Source organism: Streptomyces sp. NPDC026500 (genome assembly GCF_055567635.1).
In genome coordinates this window covers 20,540-46,320 of record NZ_JBVHQB010000036.1, presented here as the reverse complement: position 1 = coordinate 46,320, position 25,781 = coordinate 20,540, and the positions used below count along the sequence as shown (strand labels likewise).

24 protein-coding genes and 5 pseudogenes are annotated in these 25,781 nt (G+C 67.6%); 20 read left to right on the top strand and 9 right to left on the bottom strand.

Annotated features, from left to right (window positions below):
• Positions 1–21: 21 nt before the first annotated feature.
• Positions 22–804, bottom strand: a complete 783-nt coding sequence (locus ACZ4N5_RS39560; RefSeq protein ID WP_467761812.1) for a phytanoyl-CoA dioxygenase family protein — start codon at positions 802–804, stop codon at positions 22–24.
• A gap of 64 nt (positions 805–868) precedes the next feature.
• Between ACZ4N5_RS39560 and ACZ4N5_RS39555 the strand changes: the two genes are divergently transcribed.
• Positions 869–1,753, top strand: a complete 885-nt coding sequence (locus tag ACZ4N5_RS39555) for a helix-turn-helix transcriptional regulator (protein ID WP_467761811.1) — start codon at positions 869–871, stop codon at positions 1,751–1,753.
• Positions 1,754–2,092: 339 nt separating this feature from the next.
• Here ACZ4N5_RS39555 and ACZ4N5_RS39550 read toward each other — a convergent pair whose 3' ends face one another.
• Both ACZ4N5_RS39550 and ACZ4N5_RS39545 read right to left on the bottom strand, forming a co-directional pair.
• On the bottom strand, positions 2,093–3,130 hold the full coding sequence (locus tag ACZ4N5_RS39550; RefSeq protein WP_467761810.1) for an SPFH domain-containing protein: 1,038 nt from the start codon (positions 3,128–3,130) through the stop codon (positions 2,093–2,095).
• Between the two features lie 4 nt (positions 3,131–3,134).
• Positions 3,135–3,566, bottom strand: a complete 432-nt coding sequence (locus ACZ4N5_RS39545; protein ID WP_467761809.1) for an NfeD family protein — start codon at positions 3,564–3,566, stop codon at positions 3,135–3,137.
• 197 nt (positions 3,567–3,763) lie between these two features.
• Between ACZ4N5_RS39545 and ACZ4N5_RS39540 the strand changes: the two genes are divergently transcribed.
• The 5 genes and pseudogenes from ACZ4N5_RS39540 (at position 3,764) to ACZ4N5_RS39520 (ending at position 7,916) form a co-directional block, all read left to right on the top strand.
• Positions 3,764–4,573 carry a DDE-type integrase/transposase/recombinase gene (locus tag ACZ4N5_RS39540; RefSeq protein WP_467761808.1) on the top strand — a complete coding sequence of 270 codons (810 nt, stop codon included), beginning with the start codon at positions 3,764–3,766 and terminating at the stop codon, positions 4,571–4,573.
• Entirely contained in the window at positions 4,479–5,822 is a 1,344-nt protein-coding gene (locus ACZ4N5_RS39535; protein ID WP_467761828.1) for an IS30 family transposase, read from the top strand. The genes ACZ4N5_RS39540 and ACZ4N5_RS39535 overlap by 95 nt, the downstream gene beginning before the upstream one ends.
• 52 nt (positions 5,823–5,874) lie before the next feature.
• Positions 5,875–6,952: pseudogene (locus tag ACZ4N5_RS39530) on the top strand (IS630 family transposase).
• Positions 6,953–7,198: 246 nt separating this feature from the next.
• The gene (locus tag ACZ4N5_RS39525) at positions 7,199–7,336 is read left to right on the top strand and encodes a hypothetical protein (RefSeq protein WP_467761807.1); all 138 of its coding nucleotides are present in this window, start codon (positions 7,199–7,201) and stop codon (positions 7,334–7,336) included.
• A 397-nt stretch (positions 7,337–7,733) separates the two neighbouring features.
• Positions 7,734–7,916, top strand: a complete 183-nt coding sequence (locus ACZ4N5_RS39520) for a hypothetical protein (protein ID WP_467761806.1) — start codon at positions 7,734–7,736, stop codon at positions 7,914–7,916.
• Between the two features lie 368 nt (positions 7,917–8,284).
• Here ACZ4N5_RS39520 and ACZ4N5_RS39515 read toward each other — a convergent pair whose 3' ends face one another.
• Positions 8,285–8,941, bottom strand: a complete 657-nt coding sequence (locus ACZ4N5_RS39515; RefSeq protein ID WP_467761805.1) for a TetR/AcrR family transcriptional regulator — start codon at positions 8,939–8,941, stop codon at positions 8,285–8,287.
• A 133-nt stretch (positions 8,942–9,074) separates the two neighbouring features.
• On the opposite strand from ACZ4N5_RS39515, the gene ACZ4N5_RS39510 reads away from it, so the two are divergent.
• From ACZ4N5_RS39510 to ACZ4N5_RS39475, 8 genes are all read left to right on the top strand, one after another.
• On the top strand, positions 9,075–10,025 hold the full coding sequence (locus ACZ4N5_RS39510; RefSeq protein ID WP_467761804.1) for an alpha/beta fold hydrolase: 951 nt from the start codon (positions 9,075–9,077) through the stop codon (positions 10,023–10,025).
• 252 nt (positions 10,026–10,277) lie between these two features.
• Positions 10,278–10,793 carry a GNAT family N-acetyltransferase gene (locus ACZ4N5_RS39505; protein WP_467761803.1) on the top strand — a complete coding sequence of 172 codons (516 nt, stop codon included), beginning with the start codon at positions 10,278–10,280 and terminating at the stop codon, positions 10,791–10,793.
• A gap of 114 nt (positions 10,794–10,907) precedes the next feature.
• Positions 10,908–11,363, top strand: coding sequence for a hypothetical protein (locus ACZ4N5_RS39500; RefSeq protein WP_467761802.1), 456 nt, complete (start codon positions 10,908–10,910; stop codon positions 11,361–11,363).
• A 72-nt stretch (positions 11,364–11,435) separates the two neighbouring features.
• The gene (locus ACZ4N5_RS39495) at positions 11,436–12,269 is read left to right on the top strand and encodes a transposase family protein (protein WP_467761801.1); all 834 of its coding nucleotides are present in this window, start codon (positions 11,436–11,438) and stop codon (positions 12,267–12,269) included.
• Positions 12,270–12,345: 76 nt separating this feature from the next.
• On the top strand, positions 12,346–13,527 hold the full coding sequence (locus ACZ4N5_RS39490) for an ATP-dependent DNA ligase (protein ID WP_467761827.1): 1,182 nt from the start codon (positions 12,346–12,348) through the stop codon (positions 13,525–13,527).
• 3 nt (positions 13,528–13,530) lie between these two features.
• On the top strand, positions 13,531–13,911 hold the full coding sequence (locus ACZ4N5_RS39485; RefSeq protein ID WP_467761800.1) for a toxin Doc: 381 nt from the start codon (positions 13,531–13,533) through the stop codon (positions 13,909–13,911).
• A gap of 475 nt (positions 13,912–14,386) precedes the next feature.
• A complete protein-coding gene (locus ACZ4N5_RS39480; RefSeq protein ID WP_467761799.1) occupies positions 14,387–14,584 on the top strand; it encodes a competence protein CoiA family protein in 198 nt (65 codons plus the stop codon).
• Positions 14,581–15,231, top strand: a complete 651-nt coding sequence (locus ACZ4N5_RS39475) for a hypothetical protein (RefSeq protein ID WP_467761798.1) — start codon at positions 14,581–14,583, stop codon at positions 15,229–15,231. The genes ACZ4N5_RS39480 and ACZ4N5_RS39475 overlap by 4 nt, the downstream gene beginning before the upstream one ends.
• Before the next feature lie 211 nt (positions 15,232–15,442).
• On the opposite strand, the pseudogene ACZ4N5_RS39470 reads toward ACZ4N5_RS39475, so the two are convergent.
• Positions 15,443–15,743: pseudogene (locus ACZ4N5_RS39470) on the bottom strand (ZIP family metal transporter); the annotation flags it as partial.
• Positions 15,744–15,747: 4 nt separating this feature from the next.
• Here ACZ4N5_RS39470 and ACZ4N5_RS39465 point away from each other — a divergent pair.
• Positions 15,748–16,074: pseudogene (locus ACZ4N5_RS39465) on the top strand (YxiG-like protein); the annotation flags it as partial.
• 1,104 nt (positions 16,075–17,178) lie between these two features.
• Here the strand turns inward: ACZ4N5_RS39465 and ACZ4N5_RS39460 are convergent.
• Entirely contained in the window at positions 17,179–18,441 is a 1,263-nt protein-coding gene (locus ACZ4N5_RS39460; protein ID WP_467761797.1) for a SpoIIE family protein phosphatase, read from the bottom strand.
• 451 nt (positions 18,442–18,892) lie between these two features.
• Positions 18,893–19,099, bottom strand: a pseudogene (locus ACZ4N5_RS39455) (SpoIIE family protein phosphatase); the annotation flags it as partial.
• A 117-nt stretch (positions 19,100–19,216) separates the two neighbouring features.
• On the opposite strand from ACZ4N5_RS39455, the gene ACZ4N5_RS39450 reads away from it, so the two are divergent.
• The 4 genes and pseudogenes from ACZ4N5_RS39450 (at position 19,217) to ACZ4N5_RS39435 (ending at position 22,185) form a co-directional block, all read left to right on the top strand.
• Positions 19,217–19,504 (top strand): hypothetical protein, encoded by a 288-nt coding sequence (locus ACZ4N5_RS39450; RefSeq protein ID WP_467761796.1) that lies wholly within the window; start codon positions 19,217–19,219, stop codon positions 19,502–19,504.
• Between the two features lie 418 nt (positions 19,505–19,922).
• On the top strand, positions 19,923–20,618 hold the full coding sequence (locus ACZ4N5_RS39445) for a hypothetical protein (protein WP_467761795.1): 696 nt from the start codon (positions 19,923–19,925) through the stop codon (positions 20,616–20,618).
• A gap of 328 nt (positions 20,619–20,946) precedes the next feature.
• A pseudogene (locus ACZ4N5_RS39440) lies at positions 20,947–21,132 on the top strand (hypothetical protein); the annotation flags it as partial.
• A 255-nt stretch (positions 21,133–21,387) separates the two neighbouring features.
• Positions 21,388–22,185 carry an alpha/beta fold hydrolase gene (locus ACZ4N5_RS39435; protein WP_467761794.1) on the top strand — a complete coding sequence of 266 codons (798 nt, stop codon included), beginning with the start codon at positions 21,388–21,390 and terminating at the stop codon, positions 22,183–22,185.
• A gap of 123 nt (positions 22,186–22,308) precedes the next feature.
• On the opposite strand, the gene ACZ4N5_RS39430 is transcribed toward ACZ4N5_RS39435, so the two are convergent.
• Together ACZ4N5_RS39430 and ACZ4N5_RS39425 are read right to left on the bottom strand one after the other, a co-directional pair.
• Positions 22,309–22,458, bottom strand: coding sequence for a hypothetical protein (locus ACZ4N5_RS39430; RefSeq protein WP_467761793.1), 150 nt, complete (start codon positions 22,456–22,458; stop codon positions 22,309–22,311).
• Between the two features lie 835 nt (positions 22,459–23,293).
• Positions 23,294–24,100, bottom strand: coding sequence for a DeoR/GlpR family DNA-binding transcription regulator (locus ACZ4N5_RS39425; protein WP_467761792.1), 807 nt, complete (start codon positions 24,098–24,100; stop codon positions 23,294–23,296).
• Positions 24,101–24,428: 328 nt separating this feature from the next.
• Here ACZ4N5_RS39425 and ACZ4N5_RS39420 point away from each other — a divergent pair, with 328 nt between their 5' ends.
• Positions 24,429–25,772, top strand: a complete 1,344-nt coding sequence (locus ACZ4N5_RS39420; RefSeq protein WP_467761791.1) for an ABC transporter substrate-binding protein — start codon at positions 24,429–24,431, stop codon at positions 25,770–25,772.
• Positions 25,773–25,781 lie beyond the last annotated feature (9 nt).

Below are 25,781 nucleotides of genomic sequence, written 5' to 3'. Positions count from 1 at the left end.
CCGGCCTCACCTCTGGCCGAGTCACGCCAGTGGTCCGGCGTCGGAGTTGCGTACGGCGCGCTGGTTGTTCTGAAGGCCGTGGTCCATCCCCTGCTCGCGCTCCAGCTTGATCATTGCGGCGGGGCGGTAGTTGAGGATGTAGGCCCGCCGGTGGTGGTCGGTGGTGTTGCCGCGGGAGTAGTGCAGGGTGCCTCCGCCGTGTGCGGCCCCCTCACCCGGGGCCAGAGGGACCGGTGTGGCTCCGGGCTCGCTCTCGGAGCAGTCGCACTCGATTGCGCCGCCTCCGGTTCCGGCGGGCCAGTGCGGCCGAATGGGGCCCTGGTGGGATCCCCGGACGTACCACATGCAGCCGTTGTCCAGGCTCGCCTCGTCCAGCGCCACCCAGATCGAGACCGCGCGGGTGTCGGGCAGCCCCACCCAGTAGGCCGCGTCCTGATGCCACGGCGTGGGGACACCGGTGTGCGGGGCCTTGTCGATCAGCATGTCGAAGTCCAGGACGACGTCGTCACCGATCAGCTCCTGCGCTGCCGCCAGTGCCCGGTCGTGCAAGGGCATCTGAAGCAGCGACGGGAAGAGTACGGAGGGCCACATGATCTGCGTGATGTTCTCCCGCGCGCCGGCCGGGCGCCCGCTACCGGCGCCCAGGTCGGAGCGCTTGTCCCCGCAATCGATCTCACCGCTCAGAAAACGGTCGTACACCCCGCGATAAGCCGCGACCTCCGTCGCGGACAGCAGCGGCCCGACGCGGGCGAAGCCGTCGGCGCGAAAGGTCTGTGTGCGTGTTGCTTCGGTGCTGATGTTCATGCCGCGAAGCTACGGCGAGGTGTGAAGGGTTGGCGTTTGCTTTCCCCCGCCGTAAATTCCCTGCATGCCTCCCCTCTCTTCGGACGTCATCAACCTGACCTCCACCGACGAGAGGACCGTCGTCGATCTGGCCGGTCGGGGAATGGCGCCGCTCATGGCCCTGGGCCGCTACCGCTACCTGCAGGCGCACGATCCTCTGCCACCCCAACGCCACCGCACGCTGACCGTCCTGGCCCTGCCCACCCGAGGCGCGTTCACCTTCGATGTCGACGGCACGCCACACCACCTCGGCCCCGGCCAGGTCCTGAGCCTCCCCCCGGGCCGCACCTACCTGACCGGCACGACCGCAGAGCCCCGCGGTGAACTCACCTGGCTCATCGTGCAAAGCGCCGGCGGCACTCCATCGCAGGCGCTCGCCCGCGCCGTGGCCCTGCTCGCCGCCACTCCGGAAGCGGTGATCCGAACCGCCCCGGGGGACGCCACCGCCGACCTGAAACGTGCCTTCCAACTCGCCGCACGCCCACGACACTGGAACCACGACGCACAACTGCAGCACATCCTGTCCACCGCGGTGCTCAGCCTGGCCCACTCCCTGACCGGACCCCCAGAACCGACCGACCCGATGCACCGCGACATCGCCCGCACCCTGGCCTGGATCGACGAACACCTGACCGAGCCCATCGACGCCACCGACCTGGCCGCCGTGTCGGGCCTGTCCACCAGTCGCTTCTACCAAGCATTCGGCACCGTGACGGGAACCAGCCCCAAGGACTACCTGCTGCGCCGCAAGACCGACTACGCGCGGGAATGGCTGCAACGGGACCCGGACGTCAGCGTCACCGAAATAGCCCACACGCTCGGCTTCTCCTCCTCCCAGTACTTCTCCACCGTCTTCCGCCGCTACCAGCACACCACCCCCTCCGCCTACCGCCTGCGAGCTCGGGCGTAGGACCGGACCGTCTGGCCAGGAGGCTGGGCGGCGTTGTTCCGCCGGAGAAAGCCGAAAGCTGGCATCGGCAGGCTTCTCCTAGTCTCCTGCGCCGGGAATTCGATCAAGATATGCGGCGAGGTGTCCGAGGATCTCGTCGGCGCTCTTGGTCCAGACGAAGGGGCGGGGGTTCTCGCTCCAGGTCTTGATCCAGTTTCGGATGTCCTTCTCCAGCGCGTGGAAACCGCGGCTTCGGCCAGCCCGGAGTTCGTTGATCCACGTCGCACCCTGAATTCCAGATGGGCAGGCGCTCGGAGGCTTCCGGTGCGCGAGTTGCGCTGGCAGAGATGCCGCCCTCCTTCAGTAAGGCGGGTCAGCTGGGAGTGCATCGGGCTTGGCACCCTCGGCCTTGGCTGCGTCGGCGAGGGCCGCGGCAGCGGCTTCTTCCGCCTGAGCCTTGTCGTTGGCGGCCTGGGCGACCATGTCGTCCGAGGGCTTATCGCGGGTAGCCGGTGATTGGGGCAGCACCTCGCTGAAGGCGCGGGACACGCCCTGGAGTGCGGAGGTGATCTCGCTGGGGATCACCCAGAAGTTGTTGCCCGAGCCTTGCGCGAGTTGGGGCAGCGTCTGAAGGTACTGGTAGGCGAGCAGCTTGGGGTCGGGATCATTGCGATGCACGGCCTGGAACACCTCGTCGATGGCCCGCGACTGGCCCTCGGCCTGGAGGATCGCAGCGGTCCGGTTACCTTCAGCACGCAGGACAGCAGCCTGCTTGTCGCCTTCGGCGGTGAGGATCTGCGACTGGCGTTGCCCCTCAGCCCCGAGAATCGCGGCCCGCTTGTCCCGTTCGGCTCGCATCTGCTTCTGCATGGCGTCCTTGATGGACTGCGGAGGGTCGATGGCCTTGATCTCCACCCGGTTGACCCTCAGCCCCCATTTTCCGGTGGCCTCGTCCAACACACCACGAAGCTGGCTGTTGATGGTGTCCCGTGAGGTGAGCGTCTTCTCCAGGTCCATGGACCCCACGACATTGCGCAAGGTGGTGACGGTAAGCTGCTCGACCGCCTGAAGGAAATTCGCGATCTCGTAGAAAGCCGCTCGTGGGTCGGTGACCTGGAAATACAGAACGGTGTCGATCTCGACAACCAGATTGTCTTCGGTGATGACAGGCTGTGGCTTGAAGGAAACGACCTGTTCGCGCAGATCGATCACCGGTCGAACACGGTCGATGTAAGGGATTACCAGACTGAGGCCGGGATTCAGGGTCCGATGGTAGCGGCCGAGTCGCTCGACATTACGAGCACGCGCCTGGGGCACGATCCGGACCGCCCGCACCACGGTGAAAACCGCGATCAGCGCCACGATCAGGCCGGCAATCAACAACGCCGTATTTTCCATGGTCTCAGTCCCGGGGGTAGACAATCGCGGTGGCGCCGCTGATCTCCATGACGTCGACAATCTTTCCAGGAGGAATCACCAACGTCTCGTCGTAGGCGCGGGCCGTCCACTCCTCACCGCCGATGCGGACCCTGCCGCCCAGGCCCGTCACCTCTGAGACGACATACGCACCCCTGCCAATTAGTGCGTCTACGCCGAACCTCTCCGCTTGGGGCTGGCGAACGTGGCGCAGCGCAAGGGGGCGCACAAACAGCACGCTGATTGTCGCTACGGCGGTGAACACCAAGAACTGAAACGGCAGTGGCAGTCCGACCGCGGCGGACCCCGACGTGACCAATGCGGCCACACTTAGCATTCCGAGCGCAGCAGTAACGGTGAAGATCTCGGCCGCAGCCAACACGGCCGCGATGATCAACCAGATCAGCCATGGATCCATTGCGTGCCTCTACTGACCGGTACGGTGCGGACAGGCCTGACTCTCACCTGCACCCCGATACGGGACAGCCTGATATTCCTGGAGAAGGAAACCCTGCCGAACCATCGGAGGCAATGTGCACCCCGAGCCAGCTACTTCTCCTCTTGTCTCAATTTTACCCGTAGCGGAAGACCCGAGAACTCCTCAGCGTCGGCCAGATGGGTGCGAAGATCGCCCATCAGCTGCTGCACAAGCTGGGCCTGCCCAGCGCTCTCAGCTACGACGTCGCCTTCGTCGTAGCGATGATCGTGGCTTTGAGACCCCAGTCGATGCGGGGGAGAAGAACGGGCTCGGACGGCCAGGTGGGTGTCGTCGAACGCTTCACGGATCGCCGCGCCGGGCGACGGTGCGGAGGATCGGCCCCGGGCGCTGCGTGCCTGTGGGCGCGGCACCTGAACCGCCAGGAGGTCACGGTGGCCCGCTGCACCGTCGAACGCCTCATGCGCGAACTCCGCATTACCGGTGCGGTCCGCGGCAAGAAGGTGATCACCACGAACCCCGACGCGAGCGCCCAGCGGGCCCCCGACCTCGTGGACCGCGACTTCGTCGCCCCGGCCCCGTACCGCTGCTGGGTCGCCGACTTCACCCACGTCGCCACGTTCGCCGGCGTCGTCTACGTCGCCTTCGTCGTGGACGCCTTCTCCCGCCGCATCGTCGGCTGGTCCGCGGCCACCTCGAAGGAGACACGCCTCGTCCTGGACGCCCTGGAGATGGCTCTGTGGCAGCGCGACCGAGACCAACACCCGCACCAGAAAGGCGAGTTGATACACCACAGCGATGCCGGGTCGCAGGGCGGATTCAACTGGTCGTCGCAACACCTCGTACGCATGGAGGTGTTGGATGGTGCGTCGTCAACAGGGAGCGGACCGGGCGCTGCGTCGGAAGCTGAGGTCTCCAGGGCGTCCGAGGTATCAGCGTCATGTCGAAGCGGCGTTCTGGACGGAGATCGCCAAGGGCCTTCTCGCTGAGGAGGCCGCCGCCGTCATCGGCGTGGCGCCGGCGGTCGCGACGCGCTGGTACCGCCAGTGTGGCGGCATGCGACCGTTCGATTCGAAGCCGCTCTCGGGCAGGTTCCTGTCGTTTTCCGAGCGAGAGGAGATCGCGTTGCTCAGGGCCCAGGGCAAGGGAGTACGCGAGATCGCTCGAGACGTCGGTCGTAATCCAGGCACGATCTCCCGAGAGCTGCGACGCAACGCCGCCACAAGAAGTGGGAAGCTCGGCTACCGGGCGTCGGTGGCGCAGTGGAAAGCAGATAGGGCGGCTCGGCGTCCGAAGACAGCGAAGTTGGTCACCAACCCGAGGTTGCACGCCTACGTCCAGGAGAGGCTGTCCGGCCAGATCACCGCATCTGGCGGCATGCCGATCGCGGGGCCGGTGACGGGCTCGTGGTCGGGGCGGAACAAGCCGCATCGCAAGGATCGTGCGTGGGTTCAGGCATGGAGTCCGGAGCAGATCGCGAACCGGATCAAGCTTGATTTCCCGGATGATGAATCCATGCGCATCAGTCACGAGGCGATCTACCAAGCCCTCTACATTCTCTACATTCAGGGTCGCGGGGCGCTGAAACGCGAGCTCATCCTATGTCTTCGGACCGGTCGCGCTCTGCGTGCGCCGCGGGCGTGTTCACGGCGGAAGACCTGGGCGCACGTCACGCCAGAAGCGTTGATCAGCGAGAGGCCCGCCGAGGCCGATGACCGCGCTGTCCCCGGCCACTGGGAAGGGGATTTGATCATCGGGCTGGAGCGTTCCGCGATCGGCACCGTTGTCGAGCGGTCGACCCGGTTCACAATGCTGGTTCATCTGCCCCGCGAAGAGGGATACGGCACGATCCCTCGAACGAAGAACGGCCCAGCACTGGCAGGTTACGGAGCGATCTCCATGAAGAAGGCACTCGCCAACACGATGTCGATGCTCCCCGAGCAGCTGACGCGGTCGCTGACATGGGACCGCGGCAAGGAAATGTCGGCGCACACGCAGTTCAGGGTCGAGACCGGTATCCCCGTGTTCTTCGCCGATCCGCACAGCCCATGGCAGCGAGGCACGAACGAGAACACCAACGGACTCCTGCGCCAGTACTTCCCGAAGGGCACCGACCTCTCGCGCTGGTCCGCCGAAGAAATCGAAGCCGTTGCTCACGCGCTGAACACCAGACCCCGCAAGACACTTGGTTGGAGGACCCCGGCCGAGGCATTTACTGACTTCGGCTCGTCAGGGTGAAGTGTCCCGGAATGCCTGATAGCCCTGGTGTGGTGGCGGTATCTCGTTGTGTGTGAGATACGCGGATGGGGGCGGGCTGACCGCTGCGGGTCGGCAGCGACGTGAGTCGGTGCGGATGCAGGCGGCTGAGCTGTTCGAGCAGGGCATCAAGCCGTTGGAGGTGGCACGGCGCCTGCGGGTGAGTGGGAAGTCGGCTTACCAGTGGCACGAGTTGTGGCGGGCCGGTGGTGTGGGAGCTCTGAATTCGCGTGGTCCGAGCGGCTCGCGGTGCCGTCTGTCCCCGCACTGTCTGAGAAACTGGCCGCGTATCTGGAGCAGGGTCCGGCCGCGCACGGCTGGGTGGAGGACCAGGTGTGGACCGCCGCGAGGGTGGCCACGCTGATCGGCAGGAAGTTCCACGTCTCCTACAGCGTCTCCGGGGCGACGAGGCTGATGCACCGGCTCGGCTTCAGCCCGCAGATTCCCGCACGGCGGGTCGCCGAACGCGACGAGCAGGCCGTGACCGCGTGGAAGGAGGCGACCTGGGCGGAGGTAAAAGAGCCCGGGCGGCCTGCGGGGGCTACCTCTGCTTCGAGGACGAGGCAGGCTTCACCCGCCGGCCGCCCAAGGGGCGCACGTGGGGCCGACGCGGCCGCACCCCGGTCGTGACGGTCAGCGGCCGACGCTCGGGACGCCTGTCGGTGGCCGGACTGATCGCCATGAGGCCCGGCTCCCGCACCCGCCTGTGCCACCGTCTGCGTACCCACCCCGCGGGCAAGGGCGAACGCCGCAGCATGGGCGAGCGCGACTTCATCGCACTGATCGACGGCGTCCATCAGCTCGTCAAGGCGCCGATCGTGCTGGTCTGGGACCGCCTGAACACCCACGTCTCCCATGCCATGCGTGAGTTGACCGCCGAGCGTGCATGGCTGACTGTGTTCCTGCTGCCCGCCTACTCGCCCGACCTCAACCCCGTCGAGTGGGTCTGGGCCCACGTCAAACGCAGCCTGGCCAACCTCGCCGTCGTCGCCCTCGACCGACTCGAGGCCCTCGTCCGCAACCGGCTCAAGCGCCTGCAATACCGGCCCGACACCCTCGACGGCTTCATAGCCGGCACCGGCCTGACCCTCGACGTCTCAACGGCACCCTAACGAGCCGAAGTCAGTAAATGCCAAGCTAAGAACACCCCGGCAACCGAGTCCGCTACATGCCTGCCGGTCACCTACAAGCTGCCCACGGGCCCGGCGACCTGCGAGTCCAAGAAGGACATCTGCGCCATCGGCGCCCCGTACTACATCAAGGACATCAACCGTCTGTGCGGCGGCCCACCCACCCTGCAGCGGGTCGACATCATCTCCGAGCCGTCCACCGGCGGAGACCCAAGCGTCTTCTACTGCGTGGCCTGGACCGGCAGCGCCAGCGACACCACCCGCGACGGCGTCCTCCTGATGAACGCCCCTGGCGCCCAGTGCGGCGCCGACCTGGTGAACCCCGCCGGCACCGGGGATGCACCGGGGGACTACGCCGTCTTCTAGGACACCGAGCAGGCCTGCACACCCCTGTACCCAGGAACGCGCCAGACCTACCCAGCCGTCCTGGACTACAGCAGCCTCGACGACCAGCAAGCCCCTACGTACGTCTGCCTCAGCGAACATCTCGGCGCCTGACACTCCAACACCTGTCACCCGGGCGGTCCTTCCCTGTCGGGTGATCGCCTCACAGAAGCCGTAACAGTTGGTGGCAGCAGCGGTTGTCCGGGCATGATCCGACAACGACTCATGTCCTCCTGGGCCGCGGCTGCGGGCGTGTTGGCGGCCCCGCCAGCCGAAGCGGCTTCGTCTCAGCACGCGTCGGCCCGGGCAGTGTGTGCGACGAAGTGCCGGGTGACGGGACGGGTGGTCGCGGTGCGGCGGCCGGCATGGAACGACGGGGGTGGCCAAGCCGAACAGCCCAGTTGACCACTACGTCCACCGCGGCGACGTCGTCCTGTCGTGCGTCGAGGCGATCGCACGGACCCAGAGCGGCCCGGCGTACCGCAAGTGCGGCCGCAACGGCTCGGTCTGGCGCGTGGTGCACGGCGGGCAGATCCCGGCGACCTGCGTGAAACGTGCGTGAGGCCCGGCCGCCGACGAGCGACCCGAGCCTCTGCCGCTCGGGGTCTCCTGATGCGGACCGCCTCGATGGCGGCGGCGCCGCTGGCGCGACCGGTCCAGCCGCAGCCGCAGTGGGCATCCGACTTCCCCGTGACGGTCTAGGGTCTGACGGCCAGCCCGGCCCCCGTAACGCTCTGGCGGGGTCGGGCTCGCTCGCTCCTGATGCCTCCCGAAGGGCACTGGAGGACACCGTCGGCAGCCAGCTCTGTGCACGAGAACCGGTCCCTGCTGGAGGTCGCGGTGCCCCCGTTTGCTCTGCCTGCTTTGCTTGCCCTGGCGCGCGCGGTCGAGGCCGTTCCCGAGTCGTCGGGCTGGATGTTGGAGCCGAAGTTATGGACAGGTGTTGGTGTCTGTCTGTTGTCCGGCGCCCGGGGTGGTGCGGCCGCTGGCGGTGAAGATGCGGTCGAGGTGGTGGCGGAGTACGGCGATGGCTGACTCTGGTGTCCGTTGGGCGACGAGGATGCTGGTGCCCATGGTCGCGGTCATGGCGAGCAGGCTGATGGCCTCGGTGCGTGCGTCGACGCCGGGATCGGCCATGCCTGCCGCCTGGGCTCCTTCAAGCAAGCCGGTGAGGGCGTTCTCGGCCGCGTCGGGTTTGTCGATGAAGGGCTGGGCGGCGAGTGCTCCGTCGGTGACGGACAGGATCGAGTAGGAGCTGTACAGGAGGTGGAAGGTGCGGCCCTCCTGGTCGGTCGGCAGGGAGGCGAGCAGCAGCGCCTCGATCGTCGCGCGCGGGCCCGGGTTCGGGCCGGCGGCGGCCAGGCGGGCGCCCACCCGCTCGGTGAAGCGGTCGGTCAGGTGCTGGAGGCCGTAGAAGAGCAGCTTCTCCTTGGTCTCGAAGTAGTACTGCACGAGCCGGAGGGATACGCCGGCCTCGGCGGCCACGTCGCGCATTCCGACGGCGTGCAGCCCTCGCCGCCCGGCGACTTGGATGAGCGCTTCGGCGATCTGTGTGCGCCGTTCCTCGTGGTCCACGCGCTTTGGCATCAGTGCTGTCTCCGGCCGTGGGGTGGGTGGTTCAGGGGCTCGTCCGGCTTGGTCCGAACGTCTTCATGGTACCGTCGTATCAACAATATGGTACGTTCGTATCACGAAGAGCGGATCTTCCTGGAGGTGCCCCGTGCCCGAGAACACGACCCGAGTACGCCGCGACATCGGCCACTACGTGAGCGACGAACTGCGCGACCGGTACTTCGCCACCTGCGACGTCCTCTACGCGAAGGGAGCGCCCATCCGCTCCGAGACGGACGTCGAGACCACCTTCGGTACCACCCACGTCTACCGGTACGGCCCAGCCGACCCGGCAGCCGAGTCACGCACACCCGTGGTCCTGATACACGGTTCGGGAGGCTGCTCCGCCCAGTGGTATCCCAACACCCTTGCCCTCAGCGCCGAGCGCCCCGTCTACGCTCTCGACACTCCCGGCGACCCCGGCCGCAGCGTCCAGCGCGAACCGATGTGGCAGCCCGAGCGCGCGGCGCAGTGGATGGACGAGGCCCTCGATGCGCTGGGCCTCGACAAGGTCCACCTGGTCGGCTCTTCGTACGGTGGCTGGCTGGTCATCAACCAGGCCCACCTTCGGCCCGGGCGGCTCGCCTCGGTCACAGCCCTCGACCCGGGCGGCCTGGAGAAGGTCGGCCTGCGCTTCTTCGTCTGGATCTTCGCCAGCCTCTTCGCCACGTACGCCCCGAAGGCGTGGCGCCCTCGCCTCGCCAAGTGGCTGGAGCAGCCGGTAATCGTCGTCCCCGAGCTCCGCGCGATGATTCAGGCCAGCGTGAAGGCCTTCCGGATCCGCCGCCCCGCGCCGCTGCCGCTGTCGGACGCGGAACTGGGCTCCATCCGGACGCCGTGCTACCTGATCATGGGCAAGCGCAGCCTGCTCGTACACCCCAAGCGGCAGGCGGAACGCGTACCGCGCCTGATCCCCGGCGCCCGCGCCGAGATCGTCGCCGCGACCGGCCACGGCCCACAGATCGACCACCCCGACCTGGTCAACCCCCGGATGCTGAGCTTCATGGAGGACATCGACTCCCTCGATCCTGCGGCGGCACGGCGCGCCACGGGCGCGTAGCCGCGAGGGCCGCAGACGCGAACTGTCCAACAGCGCATAACCGAAGTGGGATGGATGGCGATGCCAGAGCCTCCGCCAACTTGAAGTCGCAGGTCAAAGGGCTGGTGTGACCCGCGCTCGGGGGACTCACCCTGGTGGTGGGCGGCAGTCCGCGGAGAAGATCGTGCGTCAGGAGCCGCTCTCGTTGGGGGAGGCACAGCCAGCGGGGTAAAGCAGTTCGTTCTGAGGTACCTGTGCCATTACGGTGGCGCGATGGTGCACGTGCGGGAGATGAATGCGGCCGACATCGAGGCCGTTTCGACGATCCGAGTCCGAGGATGGCAGGCGGCGTACGCCGGCATCGTTCCCCAGACGTATTTGGATGCCATGACGGTGGAAGATGATGCTGGTCAACGGCGGCAGCGGTTTTCTCAACCCGGACGAACGTCACGAGACCTTGTGGCGCTCGGTGACCGAGGCCCGGTGGGGTGGATCTGCTTCGGGCCGTGTCGAAGTGAGTTGCCCGGTGTGGAACGGGTCAGTGAGGTCTACGCCCTGTACATCTCACCGGACCTGATCGGCCAGGGCATCGGCCGGATCCTCCTGGGTGAGGCACATGCTCAAATGAAGGGCCAGGGCTTCAAGGCGTCAGTTTTGTGGGTTCTCTGTGACAACCAGGGGGCCCAGCGCTTCTACGAGCGGGCCGGCTACCAGGCTGACGGTGCGGCTCAGGACGACGTCTACGACGGGATCACACTCGCTGAGCTCCGGTACCAGCGCGTGCTCTGAGTCGAGCGACGCTGGGCACATCCTTGTCAGTTCGAGGTCCCCCATCTCCATCTTCAGGGGCCGACTTGTCGGTTCCCGCTCACCGTGACCGGGCGGCCTTCTACGATCTGTTGGATGCTGGATCCCGAGCTGCTGGAACGGATCACCGCGCGGCGCGCGGAACTGGACGAACTCGAAGAACAGTTGGCGAAACAGCTGGCGGAGGTGCGGGCCGAGAGGGACGAACTCGCCGTCGCCGAACGTGTCCTTGAACGGATGACTGGGCAGCTCGCCGAGGAACGCGCCTCGGCCGGGCCGATGCCCGGGCAGGTGGCCGGACGAGCAGTGATGCTGATCCCGCACCGCGAACCGGGTGTGGAGGAGGGCTCACTTCCCTGGGACTACCAGCGCATCATCACCGCCGTGCGGCAGGCTGCCGGACCGGTCATGGCCCGCGAGGTCGGCGAGGTGGTGGGGGTGGACGTCAGCGTGAAGGCCAAGCTGGAACCGCTACGCAGCAAGCTGGTCAGACTCGTCGATCGCGGCTGGCTCCGCAAACTACCTGACGGCCGGTTCACCACCCGCCTGTGACCGGGAGCACCGCCGCTCGGAACGGCTCGGGACGGGCGTAACCGGGGTGCCCCCGGCGGCCGTTGGAATTGTGTGACGAATACCAAAGAGCTTGCCGAGGACACCTGCCCGCTTGTCTACCAGTGTCGTCTGCCGCTGTCCACGCGCACCGTCAACCACCTCGCCGATCTGCTGCGGCGCCACCTGAAGGCGATCCGGTCCAGGTGGCGGATCCTGCCAGCGGGGAAGATCGCGGTGATCGTCCTGGCCGTACTGCGCCACGACCAGCGCCTGGCCGACATGGCCGGCGGCAACGACGTGTCGGAGCCCACCGTCCGCCGCTGGCGGGACGAGCTGATCGGACTGCTCGCCGCCCAGGCCCCGCGCCTGGACCGCGCCCTGAAGAAGGTCGCCAAGCAGGGCGGCGAGGTGGTCCTGATCGACGGCACCCTCATCCGCACCACGCGCCGCACCGGCAAGGCCGACCGACGGAACTACTCCGGCAAGCACCGCAGCCATGGCCTGCACTTCCTCGCCCTGACCGATGAGAACGGGCGCCTGATCTGGATATCCGCCGCCCGGCCCGGCCGCACCCACGACAACACCGCCGCCCGCCACGACCACATCCTGGCCCACCTGCGCGCCGCCGGCCTCGGGGCACTGGCCGACCTCGGCTTCCGCGGCCTGGACAACAACATCCACGACCCAGTGATCGTCACCGGCTACGCCGCCACCCGCACCCACAAGCTCACCCCAGGCCAGAAGGAAGCCAACCGAGTCCTCGCCGTCGGACGTGCACCGGTCGAGCACGGCTTCGCCCACCTGAAGAACTGGCGGGTCCTCGCCAAACTCCGTGCCGATCCCGCACACGCCACCCAACTCCTGCGCGCTCTGCTCGTCCTGACGAACCTCGAAGTCAACCGCTGACGGATGATCTTCTCCGTGGACTCCCGCCCACGACCAGCACGAGTACCCGGAGGACCGGTCACACCAGCCCTTTGACCTGCGACTTCAAGTTGGCGGAGGCTCCCAGATTCACACCGCGACCCGGCGGGTGTGGAGCCGCCACGGCACTGACCTGTCCCGCCAGTTCGGCGACATCGCGCGCACTGCGTCGAGCCTGCCGGACGCGGTCCTGGACGGCGAGCTGGTCGCGGTCCTCAAGGACGGATCGGGGGTGGCTTTCGACCGTCTGCAGAGCCGGACCGGCAGCCGCGGCCCTCGTAGTGGTGCCGACTTCACTGTCCACGTCGCGCTCTTCGACGTCCTCGCGGTCGGCGAGCGGGACTGGCGGCAGCGGCCGTACGCCGAACGTCGTGCCGGACTGCTGCACCTCCTCGAGCAAGGACCGCCCGCGCTGCGCGCGGTACCGGCCACCGAGAACCACGAGCAGGCTCTGGAGTGGGTCGGTGCGCTGGGTGGGGTGGAAGGCCTGGTGTGCAAGCGGGCTGACGGGCGGTACGCGGCAGGCCTCGCTTCGGGTTGGGTGAAGTGGCGCCTGCGCCACACCACCGAGGCGGTTGTCATCGGGGTGACCGGCCGGACTCCGGCGGCCCAGGCCCTCGTGCTGGGTCGGCCGCATAGCGGGAGGATGCGCGCAGTGGCTGTGAGCCTTCCGCTCCCTCAGCACGTCCGTGCCGCCGTGGCGCCGCTCCTGCACGCTGCGGGCGGGGAGATGCGTGAGCTGCCGGGCACGGTGGGCGGACTGCCCGGCGCCGACCCGGTGCGCTTCCTGCCGGTGGAACCTGAGGTGGTGGTCGAGATCGAGGTCGACCAGGACCGGCTGGAGTTCGGCCGCTATCGGCACAGGCCGCGGGTGCGGCGGGTACGTGGCGACCTGTCGCCGGAGCTAAATCGACGACGGAAAGTAGCCAGAAGGCCGGAGTTGCGAAACGGGTATTCGCAAAGGTACCCGTGGGTGCATACTCGGTATATGGCTGACACCACCGTGAAGGTCGACTCCGAGACCAGGGACCGCTTCGCTGCGGTCGCCGCAGCCCGCGGACAGAGCGTGCGCGCCTACCTGGCCGAGCTGGCCATAGACGAAGAGAACCAGATCGCGCTGAGCAGGGCGACGGCCGAGTTCCGCGGCATCATCGCCCGACCCGGCCTGGCCGAGGCATTCGACGACGCCTTCCCCGACGACGCCCCAGCCCAACGACACGCCGCGGGGCAGGCGGCCTGACCCTTGGACCTACACATCGACATCCGATGGCTCCTCGACCGGCAAGAGGAACTGCTCGGCAAGGAGCTCGGCGTCCGGGACTACTCCGGCCTGGTGGCAGCCGTCGCCCGGCACCGGGTGAACACACCCCAGCTGGACGCGGGCGAACCCGACGCCTACTGGAGGGCCGCCGCCCTGCTGGAGCAACTGGTCCTGCTGCGTCCGCTGCCGGCCCGCAACGCCTATTTCGCGTACGGCGTGGCGGTGGCCTACATCAGAGCCTCCGGGCAGGAAGTCGACGACTCCTTCGAGCCGTGGCGAGACCTGATCACCGACATTCGCGCGCTACGACTCACCGTCTACGACATCGCCGACCGGCTGCGCTCCTGGCACAGCACCGTGTGAGCCTCCGTCGACCCCTGCCTCGTGCAGGTGGCATCCGACGGCTGGCCGCCACTGGACTGCACCCGAACACCGCGGTCTGCGATCTCACCCGCCAGCCCCTTCCCCGAGAGTTCAACCGCATCGTCTCCACCGTGTCGGTACGCCCCGTCCCCCCTACCTGCTCCAAGCGCTACGCCCGGCGACCTGCTGGTCACCACCATCACCGGGCTGATCCTCATCGCCGACAACACACGGCGACGCCCGCGGGCACATCGCTTATGACGGCCTCTTTCATGAGCACCCGCCACGGCAACGACAGACGGTGGCGGCGACGAGATGTCCACCAGCCGGTACCCGCTGCTGTATGTACCGGACTCCTGGGCGGTTCGATCCATGCTGGAAGTGACGACCCCCGGCATGGAACACCGCACCAGCGCAGCGACAGCGGAGGGCGGACCGACTGGAGGGCGCACCCCCTGCCGGCTGGCACTCCACTTTGGAGGTTGCTGCTCCGCACGGCGGGTGGCGGGCGGATGTGCTGGCGGTCTGTGCGGACGGTCGCCGTTGCGCGCTGGAGGCACAGCTCTCGCCGATCACCGAACGCGAGGTGCGTGAGCGCACCAACCGGTACGCCGCGGACGGTGTGTGGAGGTCTGCTGGTTTGACGACCGAGACCAGCAGCGGCAGTGGATGACTGCGGTGCCGTCCCTGCATCTGACCGGTCCTTCGGAGGCCCCACGCACGGTGCGCGGCGTCATCGCCCGCTACAAGGCGGAAAGCGGCTGGCACAGTGTCAGCCTCAGCGACGCAGTCCAGTGGATCCTCGATCGCCGCTTGATCCAGTGCGTGGACGGCCATGTCCACGGTTGGGACGAAGACCACCCGGGGGGCTACAGCGGTGTGTTCTGGACCGCGGCGTCCTATGCGGCTGCGGCGCTCGAGGAGCAGCGGCGCAGGCGCGCGCAGGAGCAAGCGGAGCAGGCCCGTTGGGAGGAAGAGCGGCAGGCAGCGATCGCCCTCTGGGAAAGGCAGGAAGCGGCGAAGCAAGCGAAGGCCGCGGTCTACGAGCGGTTCTGGGCGCGGACCGGGATCGGCCCCGGATGGTGGTGGTCCTTCGAGATGATCGTGCGCGGCGCGATGGGCTTCGACACGTTCTTCGGGGCGCCCTCGCCAAAGTACGGAGACGGCCGGCCCCTGTACGAGAGGAAGAGGGGTGGCACGGCCCAGGTCGTGGCGGTGGCGCTCCCGGCGCGGCTGGGCGCCTGGGCGGAACAACGCCAGTCGTCGTTGGCGACCTCGCGGGCCTTGCGCGCATGGCGCAGCTCGCATTCTGCGACGTGAAGGTGCTCCTCGCGGCCCCCGGGACCAACATCTTCGAGCTGTACTGGGTCGGCCCCGGCACCGTCTACTGACGCACCGTCCTGAACCGACTTGTCATGGCACGCCCAGCTGCTCGACACGCTCGCTCCCTCGAGCGTCCTCCGCCTGCCGGATCAATATCAGGCGGCAGTACAGCGCCACGGTGGTGTCCCCCTGCTTCACACTCCAGGGCTCAGGTGTGGGAGAGGGCGAAGGAGACGAGGAAGCCGCTGACGGTGATCAGTCCGATGGCCAGGTGGGCGTCGTCGAATGCTTCAGGGATCATCGTGTCGGCGATCATGGCGAGGATCGCCCCCGGCTGCCACTGCGGTCACCGCGGCGATCACGGCGGGGGAGAAGGACCCGACCACCGTGTAGCCGAGGACGGCCGACACCGTGTTGGCTGCGGCGATCGCCGCCCAGACACCTAAGACGTACCCCTTGGTGCGGCCGGCCTTCTTCATACCCGCCGAACTGGACAACCCCTCGGGAACGTAGCGGTATCTCTTCCGGCACTGCGTCGAGGCCCGGTGTGAGACGTCGGTGCCGGCGGAGACCTGGCGGGTCTCCTTGGACGATCGGCTCATCGAGCAGGAAACCGGTACCGAATTCGACGGATATGTCTGGGGCGTCAAGTGGCACTGCCTGTACCCGGGAGCCAGACTCCTACCCGACTCGGAGGTGACCCGAAGCTGGTCGAACGCCCTGGGGATCGACTTTCACGAGGTACGCATGGAAACGCACGCGCACAACCTGATCCTGCTCTTCTCCGACCTTCAGGTCAGCGAGGTCCCCGTCGGCTTCGCCCCCTTCGTCACGGAGTAGGGGGCAGGGTTCGTGAACCTGCGAGCGTTCCTTGACTGACCGACTGCTGTCGGGCCCCTCTCCCGTGTGTAGGGATCCCTGGCGGTGCGGGCATTGGCCAATGCTCCCCGGGGCCTGCGCAGTTATAGCTGTGACCGCAAAGCTACCGTCGTGCGTTGGGGAGACGCGCAGGCTGACTGCGGCGGTCCGACACGCTGCTCTTGGTGAGTCTGAGTTCCTGAGTAGCGCGGCAAGCTGATGCTTTCCGTGCTTGGGAGATGCATTCGGATGATTGACCTGGATGTTGTTCGGCTGCTGCGGGGCCCTGTTCCGGAAGTCGATCCGGCGGATGCAGGCAGCGAGTACTTGGCTGCCTCTGGGCAGGCGCGGGCGCAGATTTCTGCGTTCCTCGCGGCTGCCGGGCTCCTTGATTTGGGGGCCGGGGGCGCCGCTGGGACGGCTCCAGACACCTCGTCAGCTGGGAGGGTGCGATGCCGTGGGCGCCTTCGCGACGGTGAGACTGAAAGCCAGCCGTTAGGGGCGAGCTTGACCGTCCCCGACCTGGTCCTCATCCCCGCTTGGCAGTGATCCTGCCCGTCTCCGCCGGTCACCACCATGCCGACACGGTCACTTGGGTGAGGCTGTGCCCGTAGCTACTCCGTGCTGGCGAGTCGACCGCCCTATATCCGGCAAGAGAACATCATGAGGTGTCGCCTCCCGCCCATTAGACCTCTGCGGGAGGCGACCCCTGCCGCTGTGGTCAGTACGGCAGGACCGGGCGGTCGCTTCGCTCCTCGATCCATCCAGCTGTGAACAGCAGCCCTTTGCGTCGGTCCTGCTGGCCAGCCAGGATCAGGATGATCCCGGTGAGTGGGAAGGGCTCAGTGCGAGCGTGAGTGCCGCTGGCAGCACGGCTCCAATTGCCTGAATCAGCACTGGCCTTCCTTTCAGCCTCCACGCCCCAGGGCGCTGCGGAGCGCCTTTCCCGGTACCGGCCGGTGCACCGCCGGCAGCCCCCGGGGCGCCGGTGACGTCATAGCCCACCGTGCCAGTGCTGGCCCCGGACATGGTGTTGGAGCCGCAGGGGCTGGGCTGGATCGGTTCCTGGTCAACCGATAGGGGGATCTATGTCAGGTGGGGGGTTTCCTGTTCCGTCCAGATGGTCTTGCTGTTGTCACTGAAGCGGACGCCCCAGTTCTGTGCGAGTTCGGCGCAGATGAAAAGGCCGCGTCCGCCCTCGTCGGTGGTCTGGGCATGGCGAAGGTGTGGTGAGACGGGGCTGGAGTCGCTGACCTCGAAGGTGAGCGTACGGTCGCTGTTGATCAGGCGGAGGGTGATGGGAGGGGTTCCGTAGCGGACGGCGTTGGTGGCCAGTTCGCTGACGATGAGCTCCGTAGTGAGGGAGAGCTCGTCGAGGTTCCATTGGGTCAGCTGACGCCGCGTGCGGGCGCGGGCAGCGGCGATGGCCGCGGGTTCGGCGGGTAGGTCCCAGGTGGCGACGAGGCTGGGTTCGAGTGCATGGGTCTGCACGAGGAGCAGCACCGCGTCGGTGTCGGGGGCGGGGACGGTGCGCACGGCCTCGTCGCGCAGGTCGCCCAGGGGGTGTGTGCTTTGGGCGAGGATCTGCCGCAGACGGTCCTGGCCGATCTTCCTTTCTGCCTCGCCCGTGGGAAGGAACGCGTCCGTGTAGAGAGCGATGATGCTTCCCTCGGGGAGGTCCAGACGGGTGCCGGCGAAGGTGTCTTTGCCGCCGCCCAGCGGGGGAGCGACGGGAACATCGATTGTCTCGGTGGCCCCGTGGGGGTGGGCGAGTACCGGTTGCGGGCCACCGGCGAGGGCGAGGGTGCAGCTCAGGGCCAGGGGATCGTAGATCCCGTAGAGGCAGTCGGCGGTCAGTTTCTGGCCTTGCAGAGGGTCGCAGGTCGGCAGGTCGGCGCGTTCGGCGGCAAGTCGGGCCACGGTCTCGTTGAGGCGGGCGAGCAGTTCGTCAGGTTCCAGGTCCAGCGATGCCAGGGTGTGGATGGCGGTGCGCAGCTGGCCCATCGCCATGGCGGCGTGGATGCCTGTACCCGAGACGCGGCCGACGGTGAGGGCGATGCGCGCACCGGACAGCGGAAAGACGTCGAACCAGCCGCCGCCGGCATCGGCCAAGTGATGGAAGTGGGCGCTCTCCACGGCTGCCTGCGGCGCTGGGCGCTGGGCCAGGAGGCGGCGCTGCAGCGTCAGGGCGATGGTGTGTTCTCGGGCGTAGCGGCGCGCGTTGTCGACGTGCAGCGAGGTCCGTGCAGCGACTTCCAGCGCGAGGTCGAGGTCCTGGTCCACGAACGGGTCGCGGTCGGGAGAACGGTAGAGACTCAGTATTCCCAGGACGCCGTTCCTCAGCGTCATCGGGGTGACGATGGCAGAGTGTGGGCCCGGCGAGCCCTGCGCGCGGGCCGCCTGTGGGGGTTTCGTCCGGCTGGTACGTGATCAGCTGGGGGCGTAGGTCCGTCAGGGACTGAAGCCACGCCCCAGGAAATCTGAACGGACCGGTACCGGTGCCCAGTGAGTCCCGTTGAGGGTCCGCCGAGGCGAAGGACATCCGCCGCAGGGGAATGGCGGGTCCCACGGGCCCGGGCGGGGGGTCATCGCCCCGCACGACGGGGTCCAGCAGGTCGACTTCTGCGGCGTCGGCGAAGGCGGGCACGAGGACGTCGACGAGTTCGCGGCATGTGGTGTCCAGCTCGAGCGTGTGCCCCAGACGTTCTCGCACGTCGTTGAGGACTCGAGCGTGGGCGAGGGCCCGCTCGCGGACGGTGACGTCCACCACCGCCGTGGATACGCCCAGCACCCGGCCGTCTGCGTCCTGGAGCCGGAACACGGAGACGGAGTACACGTGCTCGTGAGCGGGGTCGTTGGGCGGGCGGCCGCGTACGAGCCTGTCCAGCGCAGGTTCGCCGGTGGCGAGGACCTCGTGCAGCATCGCCACGGTCTCTTCAGGGTCGGACAGATGGACCACGTCGGTGAGGTGGCGGCCGCGCACGTCTGCGGGCTCGAAGGCACTCATCCCGGCTGCCGCTGTGTTCACCCGCAGGACGCGCAGATCGGGATCCAGTACCTGCATCCCAAACGAATGCATCGGCGGCTACGGCTCCTGGTGAGCCGGGATTCGGGAGGAAACGTTATGTCCGCACCCCGCACCGTCCGCACCGGGGCGGTGGCAGCCGCCGTCGGCGCGGCCCTGCTGCTCGGCTCCGGCCCCGCCCAGGCCGCCAACGGCACCATCGGCGAACGTGAGACCGTCTGCGCCCAGGACCTCTTCGTCCGCACCGACCCGGGAGGTGCTTGGATGGGCACCCTCTACCAGGGCCAGACCTTCCTGGTGGAGAGCAAGCAGTCCGGCTGGGTGTACGGCTTTGCCTACGGCTACATCAACCGCCACGGCTGGGTCCAGGACGGTTGGTTCTGCTGACCGGGAACGGCGTAGGGCCTGTCCTGTCGAGCACGGCAGGACAGGCCGTGGCCTTGGCGGTGCCTCCCCCCGAACTCGTGCAGTTCCTCGGCGGTAGACCCTCGGGAACGCTGTGGGACTTTGTCACCCGATTCTTGGGAAACCGCTGCGCTCTTCCCGGTCGGCCGGCTGTCCGTGCTCCCCGCAGCCGGCCCCGGCCGACTCGACGTCACCGACTCACTCCGTCATCTGCACCAAGGCGCGCTGGGCTTCCTGCTGATCCGGAAGCCCGCGCGGGGCCGAGGGCACCGCGGACAACGGGCGCCGAACGGTGCTCGCCGGCCGCGCCGCCGCGGATCCGACGCTCCGCCCTCGGCTCCTGGTGTACCGCTGACCGCTCCACCCCACCGCACCATCCCGCCACGAAGGAGATGCAGTGATGACCAGGACCGGTACAACCCGCCGGCGCCGCACCCGCGCAGCCACCGTTCTCGCTGCGGCGACCGCGCTCGTCGGCCTGCTCCCCATCACCTCCCAGGCGAACGTCAACAGGTACACCGTCCAGCCGAACTCCCCCAAGCCGGCAGCGTGCAACAACTCCGGCACCGTCCCGGCCGGCACCTGGATGCAGAACAAGGTCTGCGGCTACTGGGTCGGCACCGCCATGGCCGGCTCGTCCTTCGACGTCCACGAGACCGCCGCCAGTAACTACCACTACGGGCGCAGCTGGGGCGGCAACAACATCTGCGCCTGGATTCCGCCCGGCGCCCTCGGCTCCAGCCCGACCGCATCCGTCGCGGAGTCGTGCAGCGAGGCGACCAAGGACGACATCGCGCACCGCCGGACGGTCGGCTACAACTTCAACGCGGCCGCGCACGCGGCCACGGACGGTACAGCGATCACGGTCAACCCGGCCTGCACGGCGTACTACAACTACTACACGACCAGCACCTACAGCGACGGCTCGCTGCGCGATGTCGCCGGCAACCCGGGCTCGACGGTCATGTACCGCTTCACCACCAACGGCTCGAACCCGGCGATCGTCGTGCGCGACGGCGCGATCGGCTGGATCTTCCTCAGCCGCTCGTGCGTCACCGACTGGCGCGGCATCGCCTTCTACAACGACAACGACTGAACCGACCGGCGGCAGACGAATTCGGACCGCGCCCCGGGGGCCGCTACCCCGGGGCGCCCCGTAGCGATTCAGAATGGCTTTCACCGCCTGTGAGCTCGGGTTTCGCGCGCAGCGGACCAGGGAATTGAGTCACGGTGCACGCCGGGTGCAGTCCGCCCCGCCATGCTTCCCCTGCCGGTTACGGCTTCACACAGCTTTCCATGCACCACCCTTGCTTTCGGGCAGGGTGCCCGGTCCTTCAGGGCCGGGCTGAATGCCGAAGCGGGGCAGGGGCGTGCCGGGCGAGACGGTGGTGAGGCCGGCCTCGAGTAGGTGTTCGTCGAGTCGGCGACGCAGCAGCCAGGCCAACACCGTCTGCACCGACCCTGACCACCTGATGCGCGCCCTTCAGCAGGGCCTCCTCCAGAGCCAGTACCGCAGCAACCTCGTCGACGGATGCCTCGCCGAAACCGTCCTCACTAGTGGGTGCTGCGTCCGTCCCGGGTGGGCGGGTTCGACACTGGACCTGCTCTGACCGGGAACGTTACCGAGTTGCGGGTCGTGCCGACGCGAGAGGGCCGGCATCCGCGCGGCATTCCATCGTTCGGGGGAACTCCTGGTCGGTCGGCTTCGGCGCGGGTATGTCTTCGGGTGTCCCGTTCGGGGCGCTCAAGCACGAGCCGGTGTCATTGGACGACGGGGCCATGACACCAATGCCCCGGAACCCCTGGGACCACCGCCGGTCTTACGAATGATCAGTTCCGACCCGCAACAAGAAGGTAGGGCCATCGTGACTGACCGGACCGAGACCGAGATCGTGAAGGATCACGTCGTCGCCGGCGGCCTGCGCACCTACTACGAGGCCCAGGGCACCGGTGATCCGCTGGTCATGCTGCACGGCGGGTTCGCGACCGTCGACGTCTTCGGCGGTGGGTTCACTCCGCTGATCGCCGAGCGGTACCGCGTCTACAGTCCGGAGCGGCGTGGACACGGGCGGATGCCGGACGTCGAGGGACCGATCACGTTCGAGATCATGGCCGACGACACCATCGCCTTCATCGAGGCGCTGGGGATCGGACCGGCGCACGTGGTGGGCTGGAGCGATGGCGCCAACGTCGGCCTGATCACTGCCATGCGCCGCCCGGACCTGGTCCGGAAACTGGTACTCATCGGCACCGCGGTGAACATCAGCGGCGGCCGACCCTGGGCGCAGGCGATGATGGACAACTTCTCGGTCGATCACCTGCCACCGATGCTCGTCGAGGCGTACGCGGCCCTGTCGCCGGACGGCCGGGACCACTTCCCGGTCGTCTTCGACAAGATCGCTCCCGCGCTGCTCGTGACCGAGGCGAAGCTCAGCGACCTCGCGACGATCAGCGCGCCAACACTGATCATGGCCGGGGATGACGACCTGGTGACGGTCGAGCACCTTGAGGCGATGCGCACGACGTTGCCCGACGGGCAGCTCGCGATTGTGCCGGGCACCTCGCACGGCCTCCCGTTGGAGAAGCCCGAGTTGGTCAGCCGCCTGATCTTCGATTTTCTGTCGGATGAGCAGGCGGTAAAGCTGATGCCCGGCCCGAAGTAACCAGCGAGCCGCCTCGTCCTATGACCGAGACGGTTCACCAGGGTGCCGGTGCCTGCTCACGCAGCGGTCGCGAGGGGGCGTTTGCCCCAGCGCATGCCCATCTCGCCTCGGATGCGGGCACGTTCACGGTGTTTGGCGGGCGATCAGTTCGTGCAGCTTCGCGATGCCTGCCACCCATTCGGGCAGGTTCGCGGCGGCCAGTTTGTGGCCGGTCTCGTCCTGGACCTCGACATCGTGGTGGTCCTCGGCCCAGTCATCACCGATCAGCAGCAACAGACCCTCCCCGTCTCGTACTTGACACAGCGGTGCAGCCTGCGGAAGGCGCGGCACGCGGCCTAATGGATCCAGTGCTCACGCCCCCGTGGGGCGGGCACGCCACCCCATCAGCGGTCTGGCCTCCCGGCCGACCAGCAGGGGCACGGTCTGACTCCAGAACTCGGCTGGTTCCGGCGGCGATAGTGCTCACCTGCTGGCGGCTACGGCACCGAGCATTCCCCGGCTCCGTAGCTCCCATTAGGCGTGACGGATACGAGATCTGCTTCGTGCCCGGTGCGGGAGAAGACCTCGATGAGGTCTGCAATGTGGACATGTGGGTCATCCGCGATGACGGCGATCGCTGGTCCGGAACCGTGTTCACTCTGAACCCGGCGGGCTACGCAGCCTGTTCCGCCGGCGATTCTCATTGACATTGATCATGGAAGAACGGCGCGAGTGACTCCCGAACGCACCTCGAAACGACATCCCTAGAAAGTGACACAACCACAGCCGTTGAGCGGGCGGCAGCGCGGGGAGCGGCCGCGCGCCAGCCGTCGGTGTGCAGGTGAGGCGGGTCGGACTGGCGGCCAGCAGCGTCGAGGGCACCGCGAGTGGTGTTGCGGCAGTCCTTCAGGGCGCTGTGCTCCCGCACGGGCCATGCGCCAGACAGAGACTTGACGACTCCAGCAAGCCTGTAGGCGGGCATGTCCGTGTGGCTGCGAACGGTTGCGAGGGTGCACAAGCCGGGGATCTGCAGCCCTGTGACGCCAACACCACCTAGCCGATGAGGCACGCAATAGCGAAGACCATGCCGTTCACCGGCGAAATGTACAGATCCACCGCCCGGGAGCAGTCAGGAGGCCCTTTCGTCGGCGATGGTGACCTTGACGTTCTGTGCGCGGATGGCGGCCAGTTCGGCCTGGTCCGCGCTCGAATCTGTGATTAGCTCGTCGACCGCGTCCACTCCGACGACCCGCGCGAGGAGGTTGCGGCCGACCTTCGAGCCGTCGGCGACCACCACCACCCGCCCCGCCCGGCCGATCATCACTGCGTTGATGTGCGCCTCGACCTCGTCGTGCGTCGTCAGGCCGCCGCGCCCGCTGATGCCGTCCACGCCGACGAAGGCCGTGCCGATGTTGATGCTGCTCAGCGTGCGCTCGGCCCAGGGACCGACAAGTTCGTAAGACTTCGAGCGCGCCACGCCGCCGGTCACGACCAGTTTGACCCGCGGGCTCATCACCAGTTCCATGGCGACGTTCAGGGCGTTGGTGACCACCGTGAGCTCACCACGGGTCGCCAGCAGTCGGGCGACCTCGCTCGTCGTCGTGCCGCCGGTCACCGCGGCCACGTACGGGCCGCTGGGCAGTCCGCGTACGGCGGCGCGCGCTATCGCCTGCTTCTGCTCCCTGCCGTGCACGTGCCGGTAGCGCACGGGCAGTTCGCAGGCGACCTCGCCGACTATCGCTCCACCGTGGGTGCGCTTAAGCAGGTTCTGCTCCTCAAGGGATGCGAGGTCGCGGCGCACGGTCGCTCTGGACACGCCGAGTTCGCGGGCCACCTCGTTAACGTTGACCGAGCCAGCCGATGCCAGGCGGTCCAGGATCGCCGTGACTCTGCTGGGTTGCCGTGCGGCGTCGGTGTGCCGTCCAGGAGCGGTCACTTCTCCTCCAATGCTCAGGTGGCCGGAACATACCGCGCAACCGCCCGCGGAAGATGATCGTGTGGACTCAGTCGCGCATCAATAACCCCAAAAACAGGGACAATTCATCTTCCTTTCGCGCTGAAACGCGCAACAAAGATGCGCGTTATTGAGCCGTTCTTGTCTGGCTGGGTTCGGCGCGGGTACAACTGGGCCCACGCCGGGCCGGACAAACACACGTGGCGCACCACTCGTCACCAGCCCTTTCGTCACCGCGGCACGCTGCCCGGTGCCACCGCCCCACCTCCCTCCCGCCCTCACTCGTTGCACGATGTGGAAGGTCTCTCGCATGCACACCAGATCGGCGAAAAGCGTCGGACGGCGCACCCGTGCGGCCGCCCTTCCGGCCGCCCTCCTGGCGATGGCCGTCACCCTCTCGGGGTGCTCGGGCTTGGGCTCTGGCTCGAACCAGTCCCTTGACACCGCCAAGCCGACGACCATCACCATCTGGACCGGGCAAGACCTGGCTCCGGAAAAGCTGCTCGAAGGCCTCGCCGCCAAGTTCCACAAGCTGCACCCGAACGTCACCATCCAGATGTCCAACGGTGCGCCCACCGCCGACGACCTGCTGCCCAAGCTGACCGCCTCGTTCGTCGGCGGCACCTACCCCGACATCTCCTACACGTACGGCAGCTGGGCGACCGGCCTTCAGCAGAGCGGCAAGACTCTCGACATCACCAGCAAGGTGGCCGCTCCGTCGGTGAAGTGGAACGAGTTCCCCGCCTCCGCCCGCAAGACGGCGACGCCCGCAGGCCAGGTAATCGGCTTTCCCGCCGTCGTGGACGACATCGGCCTGATCTACAACAAGAAGCTGTTCAAGGCGGCCGGCCTGCCCTACCCCACGAACACCTGGACCTGGGACGACTACCGGGCGGCAGCCAAGAAGCTGACCGACCGGGCGCACAACGTCTACGGAACCGCCTACTCCGTGTCGGGGTCGGAGGACACCACCTGGCACCTCTGGCCGCTGCTGTGGCAGAAGGGCGGCAGCGTACTGAGCAAGGACGGGAAGAAGGCCGCCTTCAACTCCGACGCCGGGGCGTCCGCGCTCACCCTCCTGCAGCAGATGGCCGTCAACGACAAGTCGGTGTACCTCTCGCAGGACGACCAGAAGTACGCGGACCTGTTCAAGTCCGGTCTGATCGGCATGATCATGAGCGGCCCCTGGCAGCTCGCCGACAACGTGTCGGCCGGCCTCGACTACGGCGTCTCCTACCTGCCGTCGTTCAGCGGCAGCAGTAACCACCAGACGATCTCGGGCCCCGACCTGTGGACCCTCTTCGACCACCACGACGCCAACCGGGCCTACTGGTCCTACGAGTTCACCCAGTGGCTGACCTCCAGCAGCATCGACCCGCAGTTCAACCTGGCGACCGGCAACCTGCCGCTGCGCAACAGCGAGACGTCCAGTGCGGCCTTCGCTACGTTCGCCCGTAAATACCCGGGTGTGGACATATTCGTCAAGAACCTGCAGAACTCGACCACCGAGCGCCCCACCGTCCCCGGTTATCAGGGGCTCTCGCAGGCCGTCGGCAAGGCCGTCGCCCAGGTCCTGGAAGGCGGCGCGGACCCCAAGCAGGCACTGGGCAAGGCCGCCGCCACCGCCGACACTTCCCTCGCGCTGGGCAACTGATGAAAGGCA

Excerpts from the sequence above, each read along its gene's own strand:
- ACZ4N5_RS39540 (WP_467761808.1), top strand. The coding sequence starts at position 3,764 with ATGGGTGCGAAGATCGCCCATCAGCTGCTGCACAAGCTGGGCCTGCCC.
- ACZ4N5_RS39460 (WP_467761797.1), bottom strand. The coding sequence starts at position 18,441 with ATGACGCTGAGGAACGGCGTCCTGGGAATACTGAGTCTCTACCGTTCT.
- ACZ4N5_RS39420 (WP_467761791.1), top strand. The coding sequence starts at position 24,429 with ATGCACACCAGATCGGCGAAAAGCGTCGGACGGCGCACCCGTGCGGCC.
- ACZ4N5_RS39500 (WP_467761802.1), top strand. The coding sequence starts at position 10,908 with ATGCTGGATCCCGAGCTGCTGGAACGGATCACCGCGCGGCGCGCGGAA.
- ACZ4N5_RS39450 (WP_467761796.1), top strand. The coding sequence starts at position 19,217 with ATGTCCGCACCCCGCACCGTCCGCACCGGGGCGGTGGCAGCCGCCGTC.
- ACZ4N5_RS39545 (WP_467761809.1), bottom strand. The coding sequence starts at position 3,566 with ATGGATCCATGGCTGATCTGGTTGATCATCGCGGCCGTGTTGGCTGCG.
- ACZ4N5_RS39475 (WP_467761798.1), top strand. The coding sequence starts at position 14,581 with ATGACTGCGGTGCCGTCCCTGCATCTGACCGGTCCTTCGGAGGCCCCA.
- ACZ4N5_RS39515 (WP_467761805.1), bottom strand. The coding sequence starts at position 8,941 with ATGCCAAAGCGCGTGGACCACGAGGAACGGCGCACACAGATCGCCGAA.
- ACZ4N5_RS39445 (WP_467761795.1), top strand. The coding sequence starts at position 19,923 with ATGACCAGGACCGGTACAACCCGCCGGCGCCGCACCCGCGCAGCCACC.
- ACZ4N5_RS39560 (WP_467761812.1), bottom strand. The coding sequence starts at position 804 with ATGAACATCAGCACCGAAGCAACACGCACACAGACCTTTCGCGCCGAC.
- ACZ4N5_RS39505 (WP_467761803.1), top strand. The coding sequence starts at position 10,278 with ATGGTGCACGTGCGGGAGATGAATGCGGCCGACATCGAGGCCGTTTCG.
- ACZ4N5_RS39555 (WP_467761811.1), top strand. The coding sequence starts at position 869 with ATGCCTCCCCTCTCTTCGGACGTCATCAACCTGACCTCCACCGACGAG.
- ACZ4N5_RS39550 (WP_467761810.1), bottom strand. The coding sequence starts at position 3,130 with ATGGAAAATACGGCGTTGTTGATTGCCGGCCTGATCGTGGCGCTGATC.